This window comes from Acerihabitans sp. (genome assembly GCF_036398755.1).
In the GTDB taxonomy this organism is placed as follows: Bacteria; Pseudomonadota; Gammaproteobacteria; order Enterobacterales; family Enterobacteriaceae; genus Acerihabitans.
On record NZ_DASWOM010000018.1, the window covers coordinates 66956 to 85027 of the forward strand.

Annotated in this window: 18 protein-coding genes and 1 pseudogene; 16 read left to right on the top strand and 3 right to left on the bottom strand. The window is 62.3% G+C overall.

What is annotated here, in order from left to right; genetic code table 11:
• The first annotated feature begins 45 nt into the window (after window positions 1-45).
• From cobK to cobT, 12 genes and pseudogenes are all read left to right on the top strand, one after another.
• Window positions 46-870: a precorrin-6A reductase gene (gene cobK, locus VGC33_RS03825; RefSeq protein WP_331119212.1), complete on the top strand. Its 825-nt coding sequence runs from the start codon at window positions 46-48 to the stop codon at window positions 868-870.
• A complete protein-coding gene (gene cbiK, locus VGC33_RS03830) occupies window positions 867-1655 on the top strand; it encodes a sirohydrochlorin cobaltochelatase (protein WP_331119214.1) in 789 nt (262 codons plus the stop codon). Before cobK ends, cbiK begins: the two co-directional genes overlap by 4 nt.
• Complete coding sequence (locus tag VGC33_RS03835; protein WP_331119216.1) at window positions 1652-2383, top strand: cobalt-factor II C(20)-methyltransferase; 732 nt, start codon at window positions 1652-1654, stop codon at window positions 2381-2383. Before cbiK ends, VGC33_RS03835 begins: the two co-directional genes overlap by 4 nt.
• A gap of 15 nt (window positions 2384-2398) precedes the next feature.
• Entirely contained in the window at window positions 2399-3133 is a 735-nt protein-coding gene (locus VGC33_RS03840; protein ID WP_331119218.1) for an energy-coupling factor ABC transporter permease, read from the top strand.
• 1 nt (window position 3134) lies between these two features.
• A pseudogene (locus tag VGC33_RS03845) lies at window positions 3135-3404 on the top strand (energy-coupling factor ABC transporter substrate-binding protein); the annotation flags it as partial.
• A gap of 85 nt (window positions 3405-3489) precedes the next feature.
• Window positions 3490-4167 carry an energy-coupling factor ABC transporter transmembrane protein gene (locus VGC33_RS03850; protein ID WP_331119220.1) on the top strand — a complete coding sequence of 226 codons (678 nt, stop codon included), beginning with the start codon at window positions 3490-3492 and terminating at the stop codon, window positions 4165-4167.
• A gap of 9 nt (window positions 4168-4176) precedes the next feature.
• Entirely contained in the window at window positions 4177-4989 is an 813-nt protein-coding gene (locus tag VGC33_RS03855) for an energy-coupling factor ABC transporter ATP-binding protein, CbiO family (RefSeq protein WP_331119222.1), read from the top strand.
• Window positions 4989-6530, top strand: a complete 1542-nt coding sequence (locus VGC33_RS03860) for a cobyric acid synthase (protein WP_331119224.1) — start codon at window positions 4989-4991, stop codon at window positions 6528-6530. The genes VGC33_RS03855 and VGC33_RS03860 overlap by 1 nt, the downstream gene beginning before the upstream one ends.
• 61 nt (window positions 6531-6591) lie before the next feature.
• On the top strand, window positions 6592-7218 hold the full coding sequence (gene cobU, locus VGC33_RS03865) for a bifunctional adenosylcobinamide kinase/adenosylcobinamide-phosphate guanylyltransferase (protein WP_331119226.1): 627 nt from the start codon (window positions 6592-6594) through the stop codon (window positions 7216-7218).
• Window positions 7215-7961: an adenosylcobinamide-GDP ribazoletransferase gene (gene cobS, locus VGC33_RS03870; RefSeq protein ID WP_331119228.1), complete on the top strand. Its 747-nt coding sequence runs from the start codon at window positions 7215-7217 to the stop codon at window positions 7959-7961. The genes cobU and cobS overlap by 4 nt, the downstream gene beginning before the upstream one ends.
• Window positions 7958-8569, top strand: a complete 612-nt coding sequence (locus VGC33_RS03875; protein WP_331119230.1) for a histidine phosphatase family protein — start codon at window positions 7958-7960, stop codon at window positions 8567-8569. Before cobS ends, VGC33_RS03875 begins: the two co-directional genes overlap by 4 nt.
• A gap of 29 nt (window positions 8570-8598) precedes the next feature.
• Entirely contained in the window at window positions 8599-9654 is a 1056-nt protein-coding gene (gene cobT / locus VGC33_RS03880; RefSeq protein WP_331119232.1) for a nicotinate-nucleotide--dimethylbenzimidazole phosphoribosyltransferase, read from the top strand.
• Here the strand turns inward: cobT and VGC33_RS03885 are convergent.
• A complete protein-coding gene (locus VGC33_RS03885; RefSeq protein ID WP_331119234.1) occupies window positions 9651-10121 on the bottom strand; it encodes a hypothetical protein in 471 nt (156 codons plus the stop codon). The genes cobT and VGC33_RS03885 overlap by 4 nt on opposite strands.
• 243 nt (window positions 10122-10364) lie before the next feature.
• On the bottom strand, window positions 10365-10871 hold the full coding sequence (locus VGC33_RS03890) for a hypothetical protein (RefSeq protein ID WP_331119236.1): 507 nt from the start codon (window positions 10869-10871) through the stop codon (window positions 10365-10367).
• A 202-nt stretch (window positions 10872-11073) separates the two neighbouring features.
• Between VGC33_RS03890 and VGC33_RS03895 the strand changes: the two genes are divergently transcribed.
• The 4 genes from VGC33_RS03895 to VGC33_RS03910 all read left to right on the top strand — a co-directional run bounded on the left by VGC33_RS03895 (window position 11074) and on the right by VGC33_RS03910 (window position 17571).
• Window positions 11074-12234 (top strand): efflux RND transporter periplasmic adaptor subunit, encoded by a 1161-nt coding sequence (locus VGC33_RS03895; protein WP_331119238.1) that lies wholly within the window; start codon window positions 11074-11076, stop codon window positions 12232-12234.
• Between the two features lie 69 nt (window positions 12235-12303).
• Window positions 12304-15525, top strand: a complete 3222-nt coding sequence (locus tag VGC33_RS03900) for an efflux RND transporter permease subunit (RefSeq protein ID WP_331119240.1) — start codon at window positions 12304-12306, stop codon at window positions 15523-15525.
• A 174-nt stretch (window positions 15526-15699) separates the two neighbouring features.
• Window positions 15700-16284, top strand: a complete 585-nt coding sequence (locus tag VGC33_RS03905; RefSeq protein WP_331119242.1) for a TetR/AcrR family transcriptional regulator — start codon at window positions 15700-15702, stop codon at window positions 16282-16284.
• Window positions 16285-16341: 57 nt separating this feature from the next.
• Window positions 16342-17571: an MFS transporter gene (locus VGC33_RS03910; protein ID WP_331119244.1), complete on the top strand. Its 1230-nt coding sequence runs from the start codon at window positions 16342-16344 to the stop codon at window positions 17569-17571.
• 208 nt (window positions 17572-17779) lie between these two features.
• On the opposite strand, the gene VGC33_RS03915 is transcribed toward VGC33_RS03910, so the two are convergent.
• Window positions 17780-18072: hypothetical protein (locus VGC33_RS03915; RefSeq protein ID WP_331119246.1), on the bottom strand; the 293-nt coding region annotated here is incomplete at its 5' end.

Consider the following 18072-nt stretch of genomic DNA (forward strand, 5'->3'; position numbering starts at 1 on the left):
TGCCCACCTGCAGCGGCCCGAGAGCCGGTTGACGGCGGCGGGGGGATGGTCTGCGCGCAGGATGCCGTCCGCGCGCAGGCGCCCCAGGTGCATATTCTCGGCGGCACGTCCGACGCGCTGGCGTTATGCCGGGTGATGGCCCGGCGCGGGGTGTCTTACAGCCTGTCGGTGGCCACCGCCACCGGCGAAGCGCTGGCCGCGGGCGTGGGGGGCGCCCGGCAGGTGGGACGCATGGACGCCGGTGAAATGGCCGGCTGGCTTTCCGGGGCGCGCTGGGTCATCGACGCGTCCCATCCCTACGCCGAGCTGGCGTCGCGCAACCTGGCGGCGGCGTGCCGGGCGCTGGCGCTGCCGTTGACGCGCTATGAACGCCAAAGCGATATCGACGCCATCACCCATCCCCGGCTGTTTACGGTGGATTCGGTGGCGCAGGCGTGCCGGACGGCGGCGGCGCTGGGACAGCGTATCCTGCTGACCACCGGCAGCAAACAGCTGGCCGATTATGTCGCGCTGCTGCCGGGCAAGACCCTGATAGCCCGCGTGCTGCCCACCGCCGCGATCCTGGCCCAGTGCGCGGCGCTGGGCCTGGGCGTCCATCAGGTCATCGCCATGACCGGACCCTTCAGCCGCGAGCTGAACCTGGCCCTGTACCGCCAGTACCGACCCGAGGTGATGATCACCAAGGAATCCGGCCGGGAAGGGGGTTATGCCGAAAAGGTCTTGCCTTGCCTGGCTTTGAATATCCCCTGCGTGGTCATCCGCCGTCCGCTGATGCGCTGGGACGACGTGATAACCACCCCCGACGCCTTTGAACACCGGCTGGACCGGTGGCTGAACACCGCCGGCGCGGCAAACAAGGAACCATTATGAAAAAAGCGCTGTTGACCATCAGTTTCGGCACCACCTACACCGAGGCGCGCGAGCGCAATATCGACGCCTGCGAGCGGCGGTTGGCCGCCGCGTTCCCCGATCGCGTTGCGTTTCGGGCCTTTACCTCCGGCATGGTCCTGCGCAAGCTGGCGCAGCGCGACGGCCTGTTTATCGATTCGCCCCAGCAGGCGCTGGAAAAACTCTGGCGGCAGGGCTACCGCGATGTGGCTATCCAGTCGCTGCATATCATCAATGGCGATGAGTACGAAAAAATCCTGCATCACGCGCACGCGTGGCGCGGGCGTTTCGACCGGCTGCACATCGGCGCGCCGCTGCTGAACGACGAGCGCGACTACGGACGGCTGATGGCGGCGCTACAGGCGCAGATGCCCGCGCCGGCCGAGGACGAACGGGTGGTGTTCATGGGGCACGGCACCGGCCATCACGCGTTTGCCGCCTATGCCTGCCTGGATCACATGCTGGACGCGCGCGGCATCCCGGCGCTTATCGGCGCGGTGGAAAGCTATCCCGATTTGCAACTGGTGATCGCAAGGCTTAAGACCCAGCCGGTGCGCAAGGTACATTTAATGCCGCTGATGCTGGTGGCCGGCGATCATGCCGTCAACGATATGGCGTCCGATAAGCCGGACTCGTGGAAAAGCCGGCTACAGGGCGCGGGCTACGAATGCCGCTGCTGGGTACAGGGGCTGGGTGAAAACCCGCTGGTCCAGCAGCTGTTTGTCGATCATCTTCTGGATCGCGTGCCCGCAGAGGTGACGTTGTGACCGGCCGGCTTTACGCCATCGGCACCGGACCCGGCGCCGCCGATCTGATCACGGTGCGCGGCGCCCGCGCGCTGGGGCGACTGGATGTGCTGTATGCGCCGGCGGGACGCAAGGGCGGCGACAGCCTGTCGCTGAGTATCGTGCGTGAATATCTAAGCGATCGGGTCGACGTCAGGACGCGTCATTTTCCCATGAGCCTGGACGCCGGGGAAAAAGACGCCGTGTGGGATGCGGTGGCCGGGGAAATGGCCGCCGATGTGGCGCAGGGGCTACAGGTGGGGTTTATTACCCTGGGCGACGCCATGCTGTACAGCACCTGGGTGTTTTTACTGGCGCGCCTGCAGGGCCGCGTCCCGATTGACATTATCCCCGGCGTCACCTCGTTCGCCTGTATCGCAGCCAGGGCGCAGGTGCCGCTGGCGATGGAAAGCCAATCGCTGGCGGTGATGGCCTGCACCGATGATGAGAGCGCGCTGGAACAGGCGCTGCTGACACATGATTGCGTGGTGCTGATGAAGGTGTATGGCCGTTTTGCCCGCATCCAGGCGCTGTTGCGCCGTCTTGGCCTGCTGGACCATGCGCTGCTGATGGCCGACGCATCGCTTGCGCAGGAGCAGTGTTTCCGCGCGCTGGGCGAACTGGCGCCGGATCGGGTATTACCCTATTTTTCCACGGTGGTGGTCAATAAAGGCTGGCCGGCCGCCGCAACGGCGCGTTTTAATGGATAACCGAGGAGTTAACCGATGAACCTACAGATTGGCAAGGGGATGTCCGCGTTCGGCGCCGGCATGACGCTGTTATTGCTGGTGGTGCCGCAGGACGCGTACGCCATGCATATCATGGAAGGTTTTCTGCCGCCGATGTGGGCGCTCGGCTGGTGGCTGCTGTTTTTACCGTGCCTGGCGGTCGGACTGACCCGTATGCGGCAGATTGTGGCCGAGGACGGCAACCGCAAGGTGCTGCTGGCGCTGTGCGGCGCGTTTATCTTTGTGCTGTCGGCGCTGAAAATCCCGTCGGTGACCGGCAGCTGTTCCCATCCCACCGGCGTGGGCCTGGCGGTCATCATGTTCGGGCCGTGGGTGCTGTCGGTGCTGGGGGCGGTGGTGCTGCTGTTCCAGGCGCTGCTGCTGGCGCACGGCGGCCTGACCACCCTGGGCGCCAATGCCATTTCGATGGCGGTGGTCGGTCCGATGGTGGGCTACGCGGTCTGGCGGCTGTCGCTGCGCATGGGCCTGCGGCGTGATGTGGCGGTGTTCTTGTGCGCGACGCTCGCCGATCTGTCCACCTATATGGTGACCTCGCTGCAGCTGGGACTGGCTTTTCCCGATCCCGTTTTTGGCTTTACCGGCTCGGCGTTGAAATTTATGGGGGTGTTCTGCCTGACACAAATCCCCATCGCTATCGCGGAAGGGTTGTTAACCGTCATGATATACGACCAACTGACCAAACGGCAGCTTATCACCGCCGGGAGCCATTAAAATGAAAAAAATGCTGATATTGCTTTCGCTGGTGGTGGCGCTGATGGTGATGCCGTTTTTCATTAACCATGGCGGGAGCTATGGCGGCTCGGACAACGAGGCGGAAGGGCTGATTGGCACGTTGGCGCCTGATTATAAACCCTGGTTTTCCTCGCTCTATGAACCCGCCAGCAGCGAAATTGAAAGCCTGCTGTTTACCTTACAGGGCTCCATCGGCACCGGGGTGGTGTTTTATATACTGGGTTTTTACCGTGGCAAGGAAAGCCGCAATGGCGGTCATCGCGGCGGTGAAGACGGCGCGAAAGACCTCCGGGCGAGGGGACGGCGGCGGGACGGCCAACCGCGGGACGACCGTCATGCTTGACATCGACCGCCTGGCCTGGCAAAACCGCTGGCAGGCGCGTGATCCCATGCGCAAATTCGTCCTGTACGCGGTCTTGCTTGGCATAGCGCTGCTGACCTCGCCGATGTATCAGTGCGCCACCTTGCTGTTGCTTATTCCCCTGACCTGCTATCTGGCGCGGGTGGGACTGGCGCGTTATCTGCGCTGGCTCGGCGTGCCGCTGGGATTTCTGGCGGTCAGCCTGCTGAGCATCGCGCTGTCCTTCGCCTGGTCGGCCGAGGGCATGCTCTACAGCGTGCGCCTGGGGACGCTGTACTTTGGCCTGGATCACCATGGCCTGACGCTGGCCAACCAGGCCATGTGGCGCAGCATGACCGCGCTGGCGGCCACCTATTTATTTGTGCTGACCACGCCCTTTACCCAGATTATCCAGATCCTTAAACGCTGCCATCTGCCGCGGCTTTTGATCGAGCATACGCTGCTGAGCTATCGCTTTATTTTTATCTTCCTCGACGAGGCCATGGCCATACGCCAGGCGCAGTCGCTGCGCTTTGGCTACAGCTCCCTGCGTACCGGCTATCATTCGCTGGCGATGCTGGTGGGCATGCTGATGCTGCGGGTCATGACCCGCTATCGGGAAATGTCCATCGCGCTGGACGTGAAATTATACCAGGGCGAGTTTCATTTATAAGGATTGACGATGTTAGCTACCGAAGCACTCAATTTTTCCTGGCAGCAGGATCAGCCGGCGCTGTGCGATTTGACGCTGGATTTCAGCCGCGGCCAGGTCACCGGACTGATTGGCGCCAACGGCTGCGGCAAGTCCACGCTGTTTATGAACCTGCTGGGATTGCAAAAGCCGCAAAGCGGCAGGGTGCTGTGGCGCGGCAAACCGCTGGACTACGATAAACGCAGCCTGCTGGCGTTGCGCCAGCAGGTGGTGATGGTCTTCCAGGAGCCGGATCATCAGCTGTTCTATACCGATATCGACAGCGATATCGCGTTTGCCCTGCGCAACCTCGGCATGGACGAGGCGGTGATCCAGGCTCGGCTGGAGCAGGCGCTGACGCTTACCGGAGCCAACGGCTTTCGCCACCGGCCGATCCAGTACCTCAGCCATGGCCAGAAAAAACGCGTGGCCATTGCCGGGGCGTTGGTGATGCAATCGGATTATCTGCTGCTGGACGAGCCCACCGCCGGGCTGGATCCGCAGGGCCGGGCGGCGATGATCGGCATTATCCAGCGCATCGCCGCCCAGGGCCGGCACGTCATTATCGCAAGCCATGATATCGACCTGATTTATCATATCTGCGATTACATCTATGTGATGGCACAGGGTAGGCTGCTGGCCCAGGGCAGCGAGCGGGACGTGTTCCTGCAAGCGGCGATGCTGGCGCGCGCGGGACTCAGCCAGCCCTGGCTGGTCAAGGCGCATACGCGGCTGGGCATGCCGCTGGTGAAGACCGAAGATGAACTGTTCGCTTTTTCCGGACAATGTCGGGAGGCGCAATAATGACCTGGTCGATTATGGTGCAGGGCACCGCGTCCGACGTGGGCAAAAGCGTGCTGGTGGCCGGGCTGTGCCGCATTTTTTCAAAGGATGGTCACCGCACCGCGCCGTTTAAAGCGCAAAATATGGCGCTGAATTCGTGGATCACCCGCGACGGCGCGGAAATGGGCCGGGCGCAGGTATTCCAGGCCGAGGCGGCGGGCATCGAGCCGGACGTGCGCATGAATCCGGTATTGCTCAAGCCGACCAGCGATCGCAAATCGCAGGTGATCGTCATGGGCGAGGCGTTATGCCATATGGACGCCATGGATTACCACCGCTACAAACCGCAGCTGCGCGAGCGGGTCGGCGAGATTTATCGCAGCCTGGCGGCGGATTATGACATTATCGTGCTCGAGGGCGCCGGCAGCCCGGCGGAAATCAACCTGCGCGATCGCGATATCGTCAATATGGGCATGGCGGAACAGGCAAACGCGCCGGTGCTGCTGGTGGCCGATATCGACAAAGGCGGGGTGTTCGCCGCCATTTACGGCACGCTGGCGCTGTTGCGCCCGGGTGAAAAAGCGCGGGTCAAGGGGGTCATCATCAATAAATTCCGCGGCGATCCGGCGCTGCTCAAGCCCGGTATCGAGCAAATCGAAGCCCTGACCGGCGTGCCGGTGGTGGGGGTGATGCCATGGTTCGACGAGCCGCTGGAAGATGAGGACGGCGTCGCCCTGCAAGGGGATAAATATCGCCAGGGCGGCGCGCGCGAACTGGATGTCGCGGTGGTGCAACTGCCGCATATCGCCAATTTTTCCGATTTCAACGCGCTGGCGGTGCAGCCGGACGTCCGCCTGCGTTATGTTAAACGAGGCGAATCGCTGGGCGTGCCGGACCTGCTGATCATCCCCGGCAGTAAAAATACCCTTGGCGATCTCGCCTATCTGCGGGAGAACGGTATCGACGCCGCAATCCATCGCGCCCACGGCCAGAGCGTGCCGATCCTGGGCATCTGCGGCGGGTTTCAGATGCTGGGCGGACGGGTCACCGACGGCATCGAATCGGGTATCGCCCACACCATGGGCCTGGGGTTGCTGGACTGCGATACCCGTTTCGAGCCGCGTAAAATCACCACCCAGGTGGAGGCGGGGGTGCAATCCTTGCCGACGGGGGTATTTGCCGCCGCCGGCGGGCTGGCGCTAAGCGGGTATGAAATCCATATGGGCCAGACCACGCTTGGCGCCGGCGCGCGCCCCTTCGCCACGCTGTCGCGGCAAAACGGCCGCGCCTGCCGGCAGGACGACGGGGCGGTTAACGCCGCGGGCGATGTGGCCGGCAGCTATATCCACGGGCTGTTCGACAGCCCGCTGTTTACCCGGGCGTTGCTTGACGCGCTGCGCGAGCGGCGCGGCCTGGACAAACTGGATGCGCCGGTGGCCGGTTGGCGCGAGCGCAAGGAACGGTCGTTTGATGCGCTGGCAAGCCAGATGCGCGCCAATATCGACATCGCGCGGCTCTACCAGATTATGCGTGAGCATGCAACAACGGGAGAAACACGGTGATAATACGCTATTACGGGGCCGCGCCGGGACCCACCGCATACCGGCCGCGCGAGTCCCGATCATGATGTTGGTGACCGGAGGCGCGCGCAGCGGCAAAAGCCGCCTGGCGGAGTCCCTTGCCGCCGGCCATGGCGGCACGGTGCTGTATATCGCCACCGCCAGGGTGACCGATGATGAAATGGCGCTGCGGGTGGAGAAACACCGCGCCGATCGTCCCGCGCACTGGCTGACCTGGGAGGGGCATCGCAACCTTGACCGGGTGATCCGCGATCATGCGGATCGGGTGGAGGGGGTGTTGCTGGAGTGCGTCACCACACTGATAACCAACCTGCTGTTTGATCAGGCGGGCGCCACGCCGCCCGAGGCGATGGATTTCACCGCCATCGAGGATCATATCGCCGGGCAAATCGAGGCGCTGATAACCGCCTGCGCCGACGCGCGCTGCCGGGTGGTGCTGGTGACCAATGAACTCGGGATGGGCATCGTGCCGGAAAACCTGCTGGCCCGGCGGTTTCGCGATATCGCCGGGCGGGTCAACCAGCGGTTGGCCGCCGCCGCCGACGACGTTTGGCTGGTGGTGTCCGGCATACCGTTGCCGATCAAGGGCGGCAACGGTCATCCCCTTGGCGACCGCGGTGAAATCCATCACGACAATCGCAGCGATAATCTCGGCGGAGCGGCGCAATGAAGTCTTTTTTAGCCACCCTGCAATTTATGACCCGCCTGCCGGTTCCGGCGCGCTGGACGCGGGATTTGCCGCTGGACGCCTACGCGCGCGGAGTCATCTGGATGCCGGTGGTGGGACTGGTGGTGGGGTCTATCTGCGCGCTGGTGTTCGCCCTTGCCGAACCGGCGTTCGGCACGCCGCTGGCGGCGCTGCTGACGGTTCTGGCCAACGCCATGGTCACCGGGGCCTTTCATCTCGATGGGCTGGCGGATACCTGCGACGGCATTTTTTCGGCGCGCCGGCGTGAACAGATGCTTGAAATCATGCGCGACAGCCGCGTCGGCACCAACGGCGCACTGGCGATGGTATTCGCCATCGGCCTGCGGCTGGCGGCGATGGCGGCGCTAAGCCTGCATCCCGGCGGTGCGTTGCCCTACATCGTCGCCGCCCCGGTGGTCAGCCGCGCCCTGATAAGCATTCTGATGTATCGCCAGCGCTATGCACGTGAATCGGGCCTCGGCAACGTTTATATCGGCAAGATCAGCGGCCATCATTTCGCCGTGGCGCTGCTGGCCGGCATGCTGCTGACCCTGGCTATCGCCGGACTGCGCGGCGGCGGAGCAGCGCTCATCGTGCTGGTGCTGGCCTATGGCTACCGTGCCAGGATCAATGCGGTGCTCGGCGGCCAGACCGGCGATACGCTGGGCTGCGGGGTGGAGATATTCGAATGGCTGTTTTTACTCGCGGCGCTGGCCGTCCCATGATGAATCTTTATTTAGTGCGCCACGGCGAGACCCAGGCCAACCGCGATGGCGTCTACTGCGGCCTCAGCGACCTGGCCCTGACGCCCAAGGGGCGCGTTCAGGCGCGCCGGGTGGCCAGGCAGTTGGCGGGGGTGACCTTCGGGCGCGTATTGACCTCCCGGCTCCAGCGCAGCATAGAAACGGCCGGCATTATCTGTCCCTCCGCGCCGCCCGAGGCCTGGCCGGAATGGGACGAAATGGATTTCGGCGAATGGGAGCTGCGTCATCATCATGATCTGCGCACGCAGGATCCGCGGCGTTATGCGGCCTGGTGTGACGATTGGCAGCATGTGGCGCCGCCGGGCGGGGAAGGGTTTCAGACCTTCGCGCGGCGGGTCGGGCAGGCGGCGGCGCGGCTTGGCGAGCAGGACGGCGCGCACGCCATACTGCTGGTGGCCCATCAGGGTGTGCTGGGCGTACTGCTGGCCACACTGCTGGGATTACCGCCCTCCGCCATGTGGCATTTTCCCTTCCGCCAGGACGCCTACACCCGGGTCACGCTTAACGACGGATTTTGTGTGCTTAACCATTTGAACGACAGCGGCCGCGCCACCCGGCCCGACCGCTGAAACCCAGCCCATTTCGTCAGGAGAAGAGAATGAAAACACTGCAACAGGTGATCGACGCCATCCGTCCGTTGGACGAGCAGGCCATGGCGCGGGCGGAACAACGGCTGGCGGGCTTGCTTAAGCCGCCGGGCAGTCTTGGCCGACTGGAGAGCCTGGCGGTCCAGCTGGCGGGCATCATGGGCGATCGGCCGCTGGCGTTTCCGGGAAAAGAAATAATGGTGATGGTGGCCGATCATGGGGTATACGAAGAAGGGGTGGCGGTGTCGCCGCGCATCGTTACCGCTATCCAGGCGGCCAATATGGTAAAAGGCACCACCGGGGTCTGTGTGCTGGCGGCCAACGCCGGGGCGGCGGTGACCGTGGTGGATCTGGGCATAGACTGCGAACAGCCTTTGCCCGGCCTGCTGGACCGGCGCATGGGCCGCGGCTGCGGCAATATCGCCACCGGCCCGGCAATGTCCGCCGACCAGGCGCGCACCGTGCTGGAAACCGGCGCGACGCTGGTGGCCGAGGCGGTTGCGCGGGGGGTTACCTTATTCGGCGTCGGCGAACTGGGCATGGCGAACACCACGCCCGCCGCCGCGCTGGTGAGCGTGTTAACCGGCGAGCCGGCGGCGGCGGTGGTGGGGCGCGGCGCCAATCTGCCGCTCTCCATGCTGGCGCATAAAATCGAGGTGGTGGAGCGCGCCATCGCCGTCAACCGGCCGGATGCGCGCGACGGCGTCGACGCGCTGGCAAAGGTGGGAGGTTTCGATCTCGGCGGCATGGCCGGCGTGATGCTGGGCGCCGCCGCCGAGGGCGTCCCGGTGATACTGGACGGTTTTCTGTCCTATGCCGCCGCGCTGGTGGCGTGTCGCATCGCGCCGCAGGCGCGGCCTTATTTAATCCCCTCGCATCTGTCTGCCGAAAAAGGGGCGAAAACCGCCCTGGCGCATCTGGACCTGCGGCCTTATTTTGATATGGAAATGCGCCTGGGCGAGGGCAGCGGCGCGGCGCTCGCCATGAACCTGGTGGACGCCGCCTGCGCCGTTTACAACAACATGGGCACCCTGGCGGACAGCGCCATCGTCCTGCCCGCCCATTAAAGACCGGGAATCCCGTCGACCCGCGGTTCAGCTGTTGCCCGGCTATCCACCGAATATTTTAATGCTGTTACCATCAGACAATAATCATGGCGGATGTCGTCGATATCCAGCAGTTGTTTGATGGTTTCCGGCACGGATTGCTGTTGGGAGAGAAAGAGCAGGATCAGTTTCAGCGTCGCGATGGATAGCCGACGATGGTCAATACGCGCATGGTGGATGATCAGGTTAAACAGGTCCACATATTGCCAATGAAGGGTAGTCCAGGTTTTCAACCGGTTGCCGTCCTGGCTCGTACCGCGCTCCGTCGCGTCGTTTTCGGGCGGGGAAAGCGCAAAATAATCGTTCAGCGTTTCGGCGATAACCTGTCCCAACGGCGGCAGGGCGGCATGAATCTCCTGGGCCGTTGACAAATCAATCAGCCGGTTGAAGGAAATAAGATCGCCACGCCTGAAAAAATCGTTAAGCATAGCGCTTTTTTTGCCGACGGCGGGGCGAGGCGGCTCAACAGGGGTGTTGCCTGCGGCGTACAGGGTGTTTAACCGCGCCGGTTGATAGTCATCTGATGTGGTGATGCCAACCGCATTGGCTGACAACGGGCAATCAACTGTATGAATAGGGTCCATAAAAAAAGCCTGTATGATGATATTTTAGCAAAAAAGAGCTTTATCATAAGGCTATAAATTCAGCAATTAATGGCGTTTCAGCTTCTTTTAAACCGTGGGTAACGAAGCGATAAAATCCTGGGCATCCTGATAGACATGCTGGTAAAACGTCCCTTCCGGAATGGATGTATGACCTAACAGCGCCAGGACAAGAGGTTGTGAACCCTTGTTTATCGCCAGCATCAACGCCAGGGAATAGGCGGCTTGGGACGCACTGATTTCAGCTGGAAGAGATTGCTCAATGATAAAGCGCAATTTATCAATGTTATTGTCGATAGCGCAGTACACCAGCGCGTCCTGTTTGGCTGACTTGCTGCTGCGATAGGTTAAGGTGTAATCGCACAGCGTTTTAAGATAAGAATTATTAATGTTTTTCACCTGATATAAATGGTCTGGAGAGAGATAACCCAGGATTTCCACGATCATTTCAGGCGGCAGGGCCATCAACGCGGTCGGCGTATTTTTTACCGAGATAACCGCCTGTGATAGCGATGTTTCATCCCCGCTCTCGCCCGTAATGACGCCGGCTGCGTCAGAACAACATCGGGTAATCATAACGTCGCGCTCCTTGTAACGTCCCTGCTTATCATCCCGCGCCCTTAACCGGTCAGCGCATCCTCCCGTGGCAATATCGTGCCTTTTGCCCGCGCGCGCTATTGACCCCCCGGCGCATACCCGGCATGCTTTTAAATACGACCGGTCGTATTATTTCTAGTATTTTTCCATGTTGATTATAGCTTCAGGCAGAGGATGTTCCATGAGCACACCCAAGTCCGGCGCGCGTACGGCGCCGCTTTTCATACTGCCGGTCCTGGCGGCCCTGCTGGTCGCCGGCTGCAAGCCGGCGGCGACGGCGCCGCAAAAACAGCAGGCAATCCCGGTTGCGGTAACCACGGTGATGTTTCAACCGGTACGCCAATGGGACGATTTTACCGGCAGGCTGGAGGCCATGCAAAGCGTGGAGATCAGGCCCCGGGTCGGGGGTTTTATCGATGCTATCGCTTTTGACGACGGCGCGCGTGTCCATAAGGGGCAAGTGCTGTATCACATTGACCCCAGGCCTTACCAGGCGGAGGTGGACCGGCTGGAGGCCGGTCTGCAGCAGGCGGTGGCCAACGCGGCGCTGGCCAGGACCAACCGGGAACGCAGCCGGCGTCTTATCGTGGTGAACGCCATTTCCAGCAGCGAGCTTGACGCGCAGGAAGCCAACGCCAAAGTCACCGTGGCCAATGTGGCCGCCGCGCAGGCGGCGCTGGTCTCCGCGCGGCTGAACCTGTCGTTTACCGAAGTGAGCGCCCCCATCGACGGACGCATCTCCAAGGCGATGATCACCCGTGGCAACCTGGTGACCACCGATAGCCTGCTGACCACCATTGTGTCCGATAGCCCGATATACGCAGCCTTTAACGTGGACGAGCAGGCTTACCTGAAATATGCCGCCGCCCAGCGCGGCAAAGATAACCGGGTGTATATCGGCCTGATGGGCGAAAACGGCTTCCCGCATAGCGCCCGTCTGCGTTTCCTGGACAACGCGGTGGATCCCCGCAGCGGCACCCTGGCGGCCAGGGCGGTGCTCGACAATGCCGACGGCAGCCTGACGCCCGGTCTGTTCACCCGGGTGCGCCTGGTGTCATCCGAGGTGGAGCAGGTGGCCTTGTTGCCGGAACAGGCGCTGGGGACCGATCTGGGCAAACGTTATGTGCTGGTGCTGGATAAAGAACGGCGGGTGCAATATCGGGCCATTACCCTGGGGCAGGCGGTGGGCGAGTGGCGCATTGTGAAAAGCGGGCTGAACGAGGGCGAACAGGTCGTGGTGGACGGGCTGCAAAAAGTCAGGCCCGGAGACGTGGTGGCGCCGCATCCGGCGACATCGGACACCGCGCCGACCGCGCTGGCGGCATTGCTTCCCCATGATTAGCCTGCCCATGCTTTGCGTTTACCCGGCGCGGCGTCGCCATGGCCGGCTGTCCATCCCTTTGAGGTCGTTATGAATATTTCACGGTTTTTTGTCAGCCGGCCACGGTTCGCGGTGGTGTTGTCGCTGGTGATTTTTGCCGCGGGATTAGTGGCGCTGCCGCTATTGCCCATCGCCGAGTACCCGGAAGTGGTGCCGACCACCATTGTGGTCAATACCACCTTCGCCGGGGCCGACCCATCGGTGATTGCCGAAACGGTGGCCTCGCCCATCGAACAGGCGATTAACGGCGTCGAAGGCATGCTGTATCAATCCTCCCAGGCCACCAGCGACGGCGCCCTGACCGTAACGGTCACCTTTGCGCTGGGCACCGACGGCGACAAAGCCCAGGTACTGGTGCAAAACCGCGTGGCGCAGGTGCTGTCACGGCTGCCGCCCGAAGTGCAGCGGGTCGGGGTCACCACCAATAAATCTTCGCCCACGCTGATTGAAGTGGTCCACCTGACCTCGGATGATAATCGTTATGACATGCTCTACCTGGCAAGCTTTGCGCAGCTGCATGTCAAGGATGCGCTGGTGCGCGCCTATGGCGTGGGGGATGTCAGCGTTTTCGGCCTTGGGCCGTATTCAATGCGGGTGTGGCTCGATCCGGAGCAGTTGGCGGCGCGCGCTCTTACCGCCGGCGACGTGGTGGCGGCGCTGCGCGAACAAAATATCCAGGTGGCGGCGGGCCAGGTAGGGAGTTCGCCCACCGCCAGCCAGGCGCAGTTCCAGATTTCCGTGGTCACCCAGGGACGGCTGGAGACCGAAGATCAGTTCGGCGATATCATCCTGCGCGCCGACGGGCAGGGCAAGATTATCCACTTGCGCGACGTGGCGCGCCTCGAGCTGGGCTCGGACAATTATTCGCTGCGCACCCTGCTCGACAACCAGCCCGCGGTGGCGCTCGGCATTTTCCAGCGGCCGGGCACCAATGCCCTGCAAATGGCCGATAACGTGCAATCCACCATGGACCGCCTGGCGAAGGATTTTCCCCAGGGCGTCAAGTACCATATCGTCTACAACACCACCGGCTTTGTGCATCAGTCCATCGATGAAGTGGTGCATACCCTGTTCGAGGCCATCATCCTGGTGGTGCTGGTGGTTATTTTATTTCTGCAAAGCTGGCGCGCCTCGATTATTCCCCTGGTCGCCGTGCCGGTGAGCCTGGTGGGCACTTTTGCGGTTATGCTGCTGATGGGCTTCGGCCTGAACGCCCTGACCATGTTCGGCCTGGTGCTGGCCATCGGCATCGTGGTCGACGACGCCATCGTGGTGGTGGAAAACGTCGAGCGAAATATCGCGCTGGGCCTGGCGCCGGTGCCGGCCACCCATAAGGCCATGGGCGAGGTCAGCGGCCCGATAATCTCCACGGCGCTGGTGCTGTGCTCGGTGTTTATCCCCACCGCGTTCCTGAGCGGCCTGACCGGTGAATTCTATCGCCAGTTTGCCCTGACCATCGCCATTTCCACGGTGATCTCCGCCTTTAATTCCCTGACGTTGTCGCCGGCGCTGGCGGCGCTGCTGCTGCGCCCGCATCACGCCGGCAAGGATAGCTTCCAGCGCTTTATCGACCACGCTTTCGGCTGGCTGTTCCGGCCGTTTAACCTTGGGTTCGTGCGACTATCCCAGACCTACGTCGGGGTGGTATCGCGCGTGCTGCGCCGGTCGTCGGCGGCATTGTTAATCTATGGCGGGCTGCTGGCGTTGACCGTGCTGCTGTTTATGCGCACGCCGGGCGGATTTGTACCGCAACAGGATAAGCTTTACCTGGTGTCGGTTATCCAGTTGCCGGACGCCGCCACGCTCGACCGTACCGAGGCGGTGGTGCGCAAGGTCAGCGAAATCGCGCTGGGTACGCCGGGCGTCGGCCATGCGGTGGCGTTTCCCGGTTTGTCGATTAACGGTTTTGTGCGCAGCACCAATTCCGCGGTGGTGTTTTTAACGCTGGATGATTTTAGCGCGCGCCGCGACAGCTCGCTCTCGGCCGGGGCGATCGCCATGACGCTTAACCAACGGCTGGCCGGTATTACCGAAGCCAATGTGGCGGTGTTCCCGCCGCCGCCGATCCTGGGGCTCGGCTCGCTCGGCGGTTTTCGCCTGCAAATCGAGGATCAGGCCGACCAGGGGCAGGACGCCCTGTTCCAGGCAACGCAAAGGGTGATCGCCGCCGCCGCCAAAGATCCCGCCCTGACCGGATTGTTCACCTCCTATCAGATTGGCGTACCGAAAATCCATGCCGACGTCGACCGGGAAAAGGCCAAGGCGCAGGGGGTGTCGCTGACCGATCTATTTGAAACCATGCAGGTATATCTCGGCTCGGTCTACGTCAACGATTTCAACCGATTTGGCCGGACCTACCAGGTTAATGTTCAGGCCGACCCGCGTTTTCGCATGCATGCCGAGGATATCGGCCATTTGCAGACCCGTAACGCCACCGGGCAGATGATCCCCATCGGCGCGTTCGTGACCACCTACGACACCACCGGTCCGGACCGCATCAGCCATTATAACGGTAGCCTGACGGCGGAAATCAACGGCTCGCCGGCGCCGGGCTTCAGCTCGGACCAGGCCCAGGCCCGGCTGGAGGCCCTGGCGAAACAGGAATTGCCCAACGGCATGGGCTTTGAATGGACGGAACTGACCTACCAGCAGATTTTGGCCGGCAATACCGCAATTTTTGTGTTCCCGATTTGCGTGCTGCTGGCGTTTCTGGTGCTGGTGGCGCAATACGAAAGCTGGACGCTGCCGCTGGTGGTGATCCTGACGGTGCCCATGTGCCTGCTGTGCGCGCTGATTGGCGTGCAGCTGACCCATGGCGACAACAATGTCTTTACCCAGATTGGCCTGGTGGTGTTGGTGGGCCTGGCCTGTAAGAACGCCATTTTGATAGTCGAGTTCGCCCGCGATCGCGAACTGGAAAACGAGAGCCTGCTCCAGGCGGTGCTGAGCGCCTGCCGGCTGCGGCTGCGGCCGATCCTGATGACTTCGCTGGCGTTTATCATGGGGGTGGCCCCGCTGGCGGTGTCGGTGGGCGCGGGGGCGGAAATGCGTAATGCCATCGGCATCGCGGTTTTCGCCGGCATGTTGGGCGTGACGCTGTTCGGTTTCATCCTGACGCCGGTTTTCTATTGGACCATCCGCCGTATCACCGGCGGCGCGCTCAAGCGTAAACAGCCGGCGCAAGATGCAAACGCGGCGGCCGGCGCGGATGCGGCCGCACCGGCCAGCGCACCAATGGGCAAAGATACCTGACTAAATAGGCTATGCTAACCAGGGGCGCTTTTCAACCGGCGGAAAAGCGCCCGGCGCAGCAAAAGGCCCGCGAACAAAGGGTTGGGCGGCTGAGGGCCGGGTCGCACCTCTTGCAAAATACGACCGGTCATCTATATAATCACGCGGTATTCGTTATCTGGAGGCTCTGTTTTTATGGCAAAACCAAGCGTACGCGATAAAATCGTCGACGCCGCGCTGGAACGTTTTCATACGCTCGGTTTCAGCGGGTGCAGCGTGCAGGATATTGTGGATACCGCCGGAGTGCCGAAAGGGTCTTTTTATAACTACTTCAAAGCCAAAGAGCTGCTGGCGCTGGAAGTGCTTTCCATCTACGGCCAGGACTCGAACCGGGAAATCCTCGATGACCCGAGCCTGCCGCCCATAGAGCGCCTGCGCGCGCATTTTGAATATATGGCCGCCTATTACGCCGATTTCGGTTATGAAAAAGGCTGCCTTATCGGCAACCTGGCCGCCGAGATGACCGATAACACGCCGTTGCTGCGTCAGGCCATCTGTCAATCGCTGGAAAAATGGACCGCCGCCGTTACCGCCACCCTGCGCGAAGGGCAAAAGGACGGCAGCATCATCGCCAGCCTGGATGCGGAAAAAGTGGCCCGGTTTGTCATCAACAGTTGGGAAGGCGCGGTGGTGCGTATGAAAATAGCCCGTTGCCGGCAGCCGCTGGATGATTTTTTCGCCGTGGCCTTTCCGTTGTTAAACCGTCCGATTGCGGAATAGTCCCCACGCCTGAGCTTTGCCTGACGGCCGTTTTTTTTTCTGACTGTGAGCCATAACATGACCGGAAGGACCTTGACCCTTGGACGGAGGGCCAGTTTTTGGGTGGCCGCCGCCGTTGTCGGCCATACTATCTGGACCAGCGCCGCGCCCGCCATGACCTATCCGCTGTATGCCTCGGAATGGGGCCTGACCACTACCCAAACCTCCACTATCTTTGCCATTTATCCCATCGTGGTGGTCGCCATCCTGGTGTGTTTCGGCGATATCTCGGATTATATCGGCCGGCGCGTCACCATGCTGCTGGGACTGGCGGCGTCGCTTATCGGGGTGTTGCTGTTCGCCGTTGCGCCTGATTTGTGGTGGATTTATCTCGGCCGGGTATTCATGGGTATCGGGGTGGGGCTGTCGGCGGGGCCGTCCACCGCCGCCATGATTGAGTTCAGCGCCGAGGGACAGGCGAAAAAAGCCAGCGCCATTACCACGGTATCGCAGGCGGTGGGACTGGCGCTGGCAACCTTGGTGGGCGGCGCGCTGATAGAATATGCGCCTTTTCCCACGCGGCTGAACTTCTGGCTGCTGTTGGTCATCATTATGTTGATATTTGCCGCCAGCTGGTTTTTGCCGCGCCATAGCGCGGTCCCGGGGCAGAGACGCTGGCGCCCGAGAACCCCGTCGGTGCCGGCGGGCTTGGGCAGCGTGCTGTTGACGGCGGTGGCGGCGGTGGTATGCGCCTATTCCATAGGCACCGTGGGCTTGTCCCTGGGGGCCAAGATAGCGCGCGATCTGATCGGTTCCGCCAATGTGCTGCTCAACGGCGCCACCATGTCGGTGTTCGCCATCGTGCTGGGGGGCGTGGGACTGGCCTGCAAAAGTATGCCGTCGCGCGCGGCGATTGCCTTGGGGGGACTATGCACCCTGGCGGGCATGGCGTGTCTGATGATGTCGGTGGCCTGGCATTCGCTGCTGTTGTTTCTGGGCTTTTTGATCGCCGCCGGGTGCGGCTACAGTCTGCTGTTTATGGGCGGCCTGGGTCTTATCAATATGTACGCGCCCGTTCACCAGCGCGGCGGCACCTTGTCCGCCCTGTATTTGGTGGCCTATCTGATTCAGGGCGCGTTCGCGCTGCTGCTCGGCGCCAGCGCCAGTCACTGGGGCCTGGCCTTTGCCATCGACCAGGGCGCGCTGACCATTGCCGCGCTGTGTCTTGTGACCGGCGCGATCGCCGTGTTTATGACCGTTCCCCGGGCATCCCATCTGGCCGTGCGCTGTTCGGGAGAGGATTCGTGACAATGTCACACCTTTACAGGCCATGGCGGGCCTTCGGCGGGTTCTTAGCTTAGCGCGGCTTGCAACTGGGCGGTTTATGGCGCCTCGGCGTGGATTTCGCTGGTGGCGGGGGCGGAGGTTTATGGCGCCTCGGGGTGGATTTCGCTTACGGCTGGCGTGGAGGTTTATGGCGCCTCGGCGTGGAGTTCGCTTGCCTTGCGTCAGGTATTTATATGTTTTGCCGGGTGCCGGCAAGCGACAAGAAGGGGCTCACGCGAGCCCCTTCTTGACTTCCCCGCGTCCGGCGGGTCGTGCGCCGCTGCGCGGTCCCCGGCATCGCTTCATCCCGGCTGTTGGACCGTCCGGCATGCGTTCCAGACGCAAGCCGGACTTTCGCCGCTCCCGGCGGCTCATCCAGCCGTGACGCGCGCTGCCGGCGCACTCTATGCCGGCACAACGTCAACACCATCGTCTGTGAGTAAAACAGGGGGTTGATGCCCTGCGATATGCACTTACCGGGAA

What these genes read in the sequence shown, in the direction of transcription:
- cobK (WP_331119212.1), top strand. Translation starts at nt 46, where the DNA reads ATGGTCTGCGCGCAGGATGCCGTCCGCGCGCAGGCGCCCCAGGTGCAT.
- cbiK (WP_331119214.1), top strand. Translation starts at nt 867, where the DNA reads ATGAAAAAAGCGCTGTTGACCATCAGTTTCGGCACCACCTACACCGAG.
- VGC33_RS03840 (WP_331119218.1), top strand. Translation starts at nt 2,399, where the DNA reads ATGAACCTACAGATTGGCAAGGGGATGTCCGCGTTCGGCGCCGGCATG.
- VGC33_RS03850 (WP_331119220.1), top strand. Translation starts at nt 3,490, where the DNA reads ATGCTTGACATCGACCGCCTGGCCTGGCAAAACCGCTGGCAGGCGCGT.
- VGC33_RS03855 (WP_331119222.1), top strand. Translation starts at nt 4,177, where the DNA reads ATGTTAGCTACCGAAGCACTCAATTTTTCCTGGCAGCAGGATCAGCCG.
- VGC33_RS03860 (WP_331119224.1), top strand. Translation starts at nt 4,989, where the DNA reads ATGACCTGGTCGATTATGGTGCAGGGCACCGCGTCCGACGTGGGCAAA.
- cobU (WP_331119226.1), top strand. Translation starts at nt 6,592, where the DNA reads ATGATGTTGGTGACCGGAGGCGCGCGCAGCGGCAAAAGCCGCCTGGCG.
- cobS (WP_331119228.1), top strand. Translation starts at nt 7,215, where the DNA reads ATGAAGTCTTTTTTAGCCACCCTGCAATTTATGACCCGCCTGCCGGTT.
- VGC33_RS03875 (WP_331119230.1), top strand. Translation starts at nt 7,958, where the DNA reads ATGATGAATCTTTATTTAGTGCGCCACGGCGAGACCCAGGCCAACCGC.
- cobT (WP_331119232.1), top strand. Translation starts at nt 8,599, where the DNA reads ATGAAAACACTGCAACAGGTGATCGACGCCATCCGTCCGTTGGACGAG.
- VGC33_RS03885 (WP_331119234.1), bottom strand. Translation starts at nt 10,121, where the DNA reads ATGCTTAACGATTTTTTCAGGCGTGGCGATCTTATTTCCTTCAACCGG.
- VGC33_RS03890 (WP_331119236.1), bottom strand. Translation starts at nt 10,871, where the DNA reads ATGATTACCCGATGTTGTTCTGACGCAGCCGGCGTCATTACGGGCGAG.
- VGC33_RS03895 (WP_331119238.1), top strand. Translation starts at nt 11,074, where the DNA reads ATGAGCACACCCAAGTCCGGCGCGCGTACGGCGCCGCTTTTCATACTG.
- VGC33_RS03900 (WP_331119240.1), top strand. Translation starts at nt 12,304, where the DNA reads ATGAATATTTCACGGTTTTTTGTCAGCCGGCCACGGTTCGCGGTGGTG.
- VGC33_RS03905 (WP_331119242.1), top strand. Translation starts at nt 15,700, where the DNA reads ATGGCAAAACCAAGCGTACGCGATAAAATCGTCGACGCCGCGCTGGAA.
- VGC33_RS03910 (WP_331119244.1), top strand. Translation starts at nt 16,342, where the DNA reads ATGACCGGAAGGACCTTGACCCTTGGACGGAGGGCCAGTTTTTGGGTG.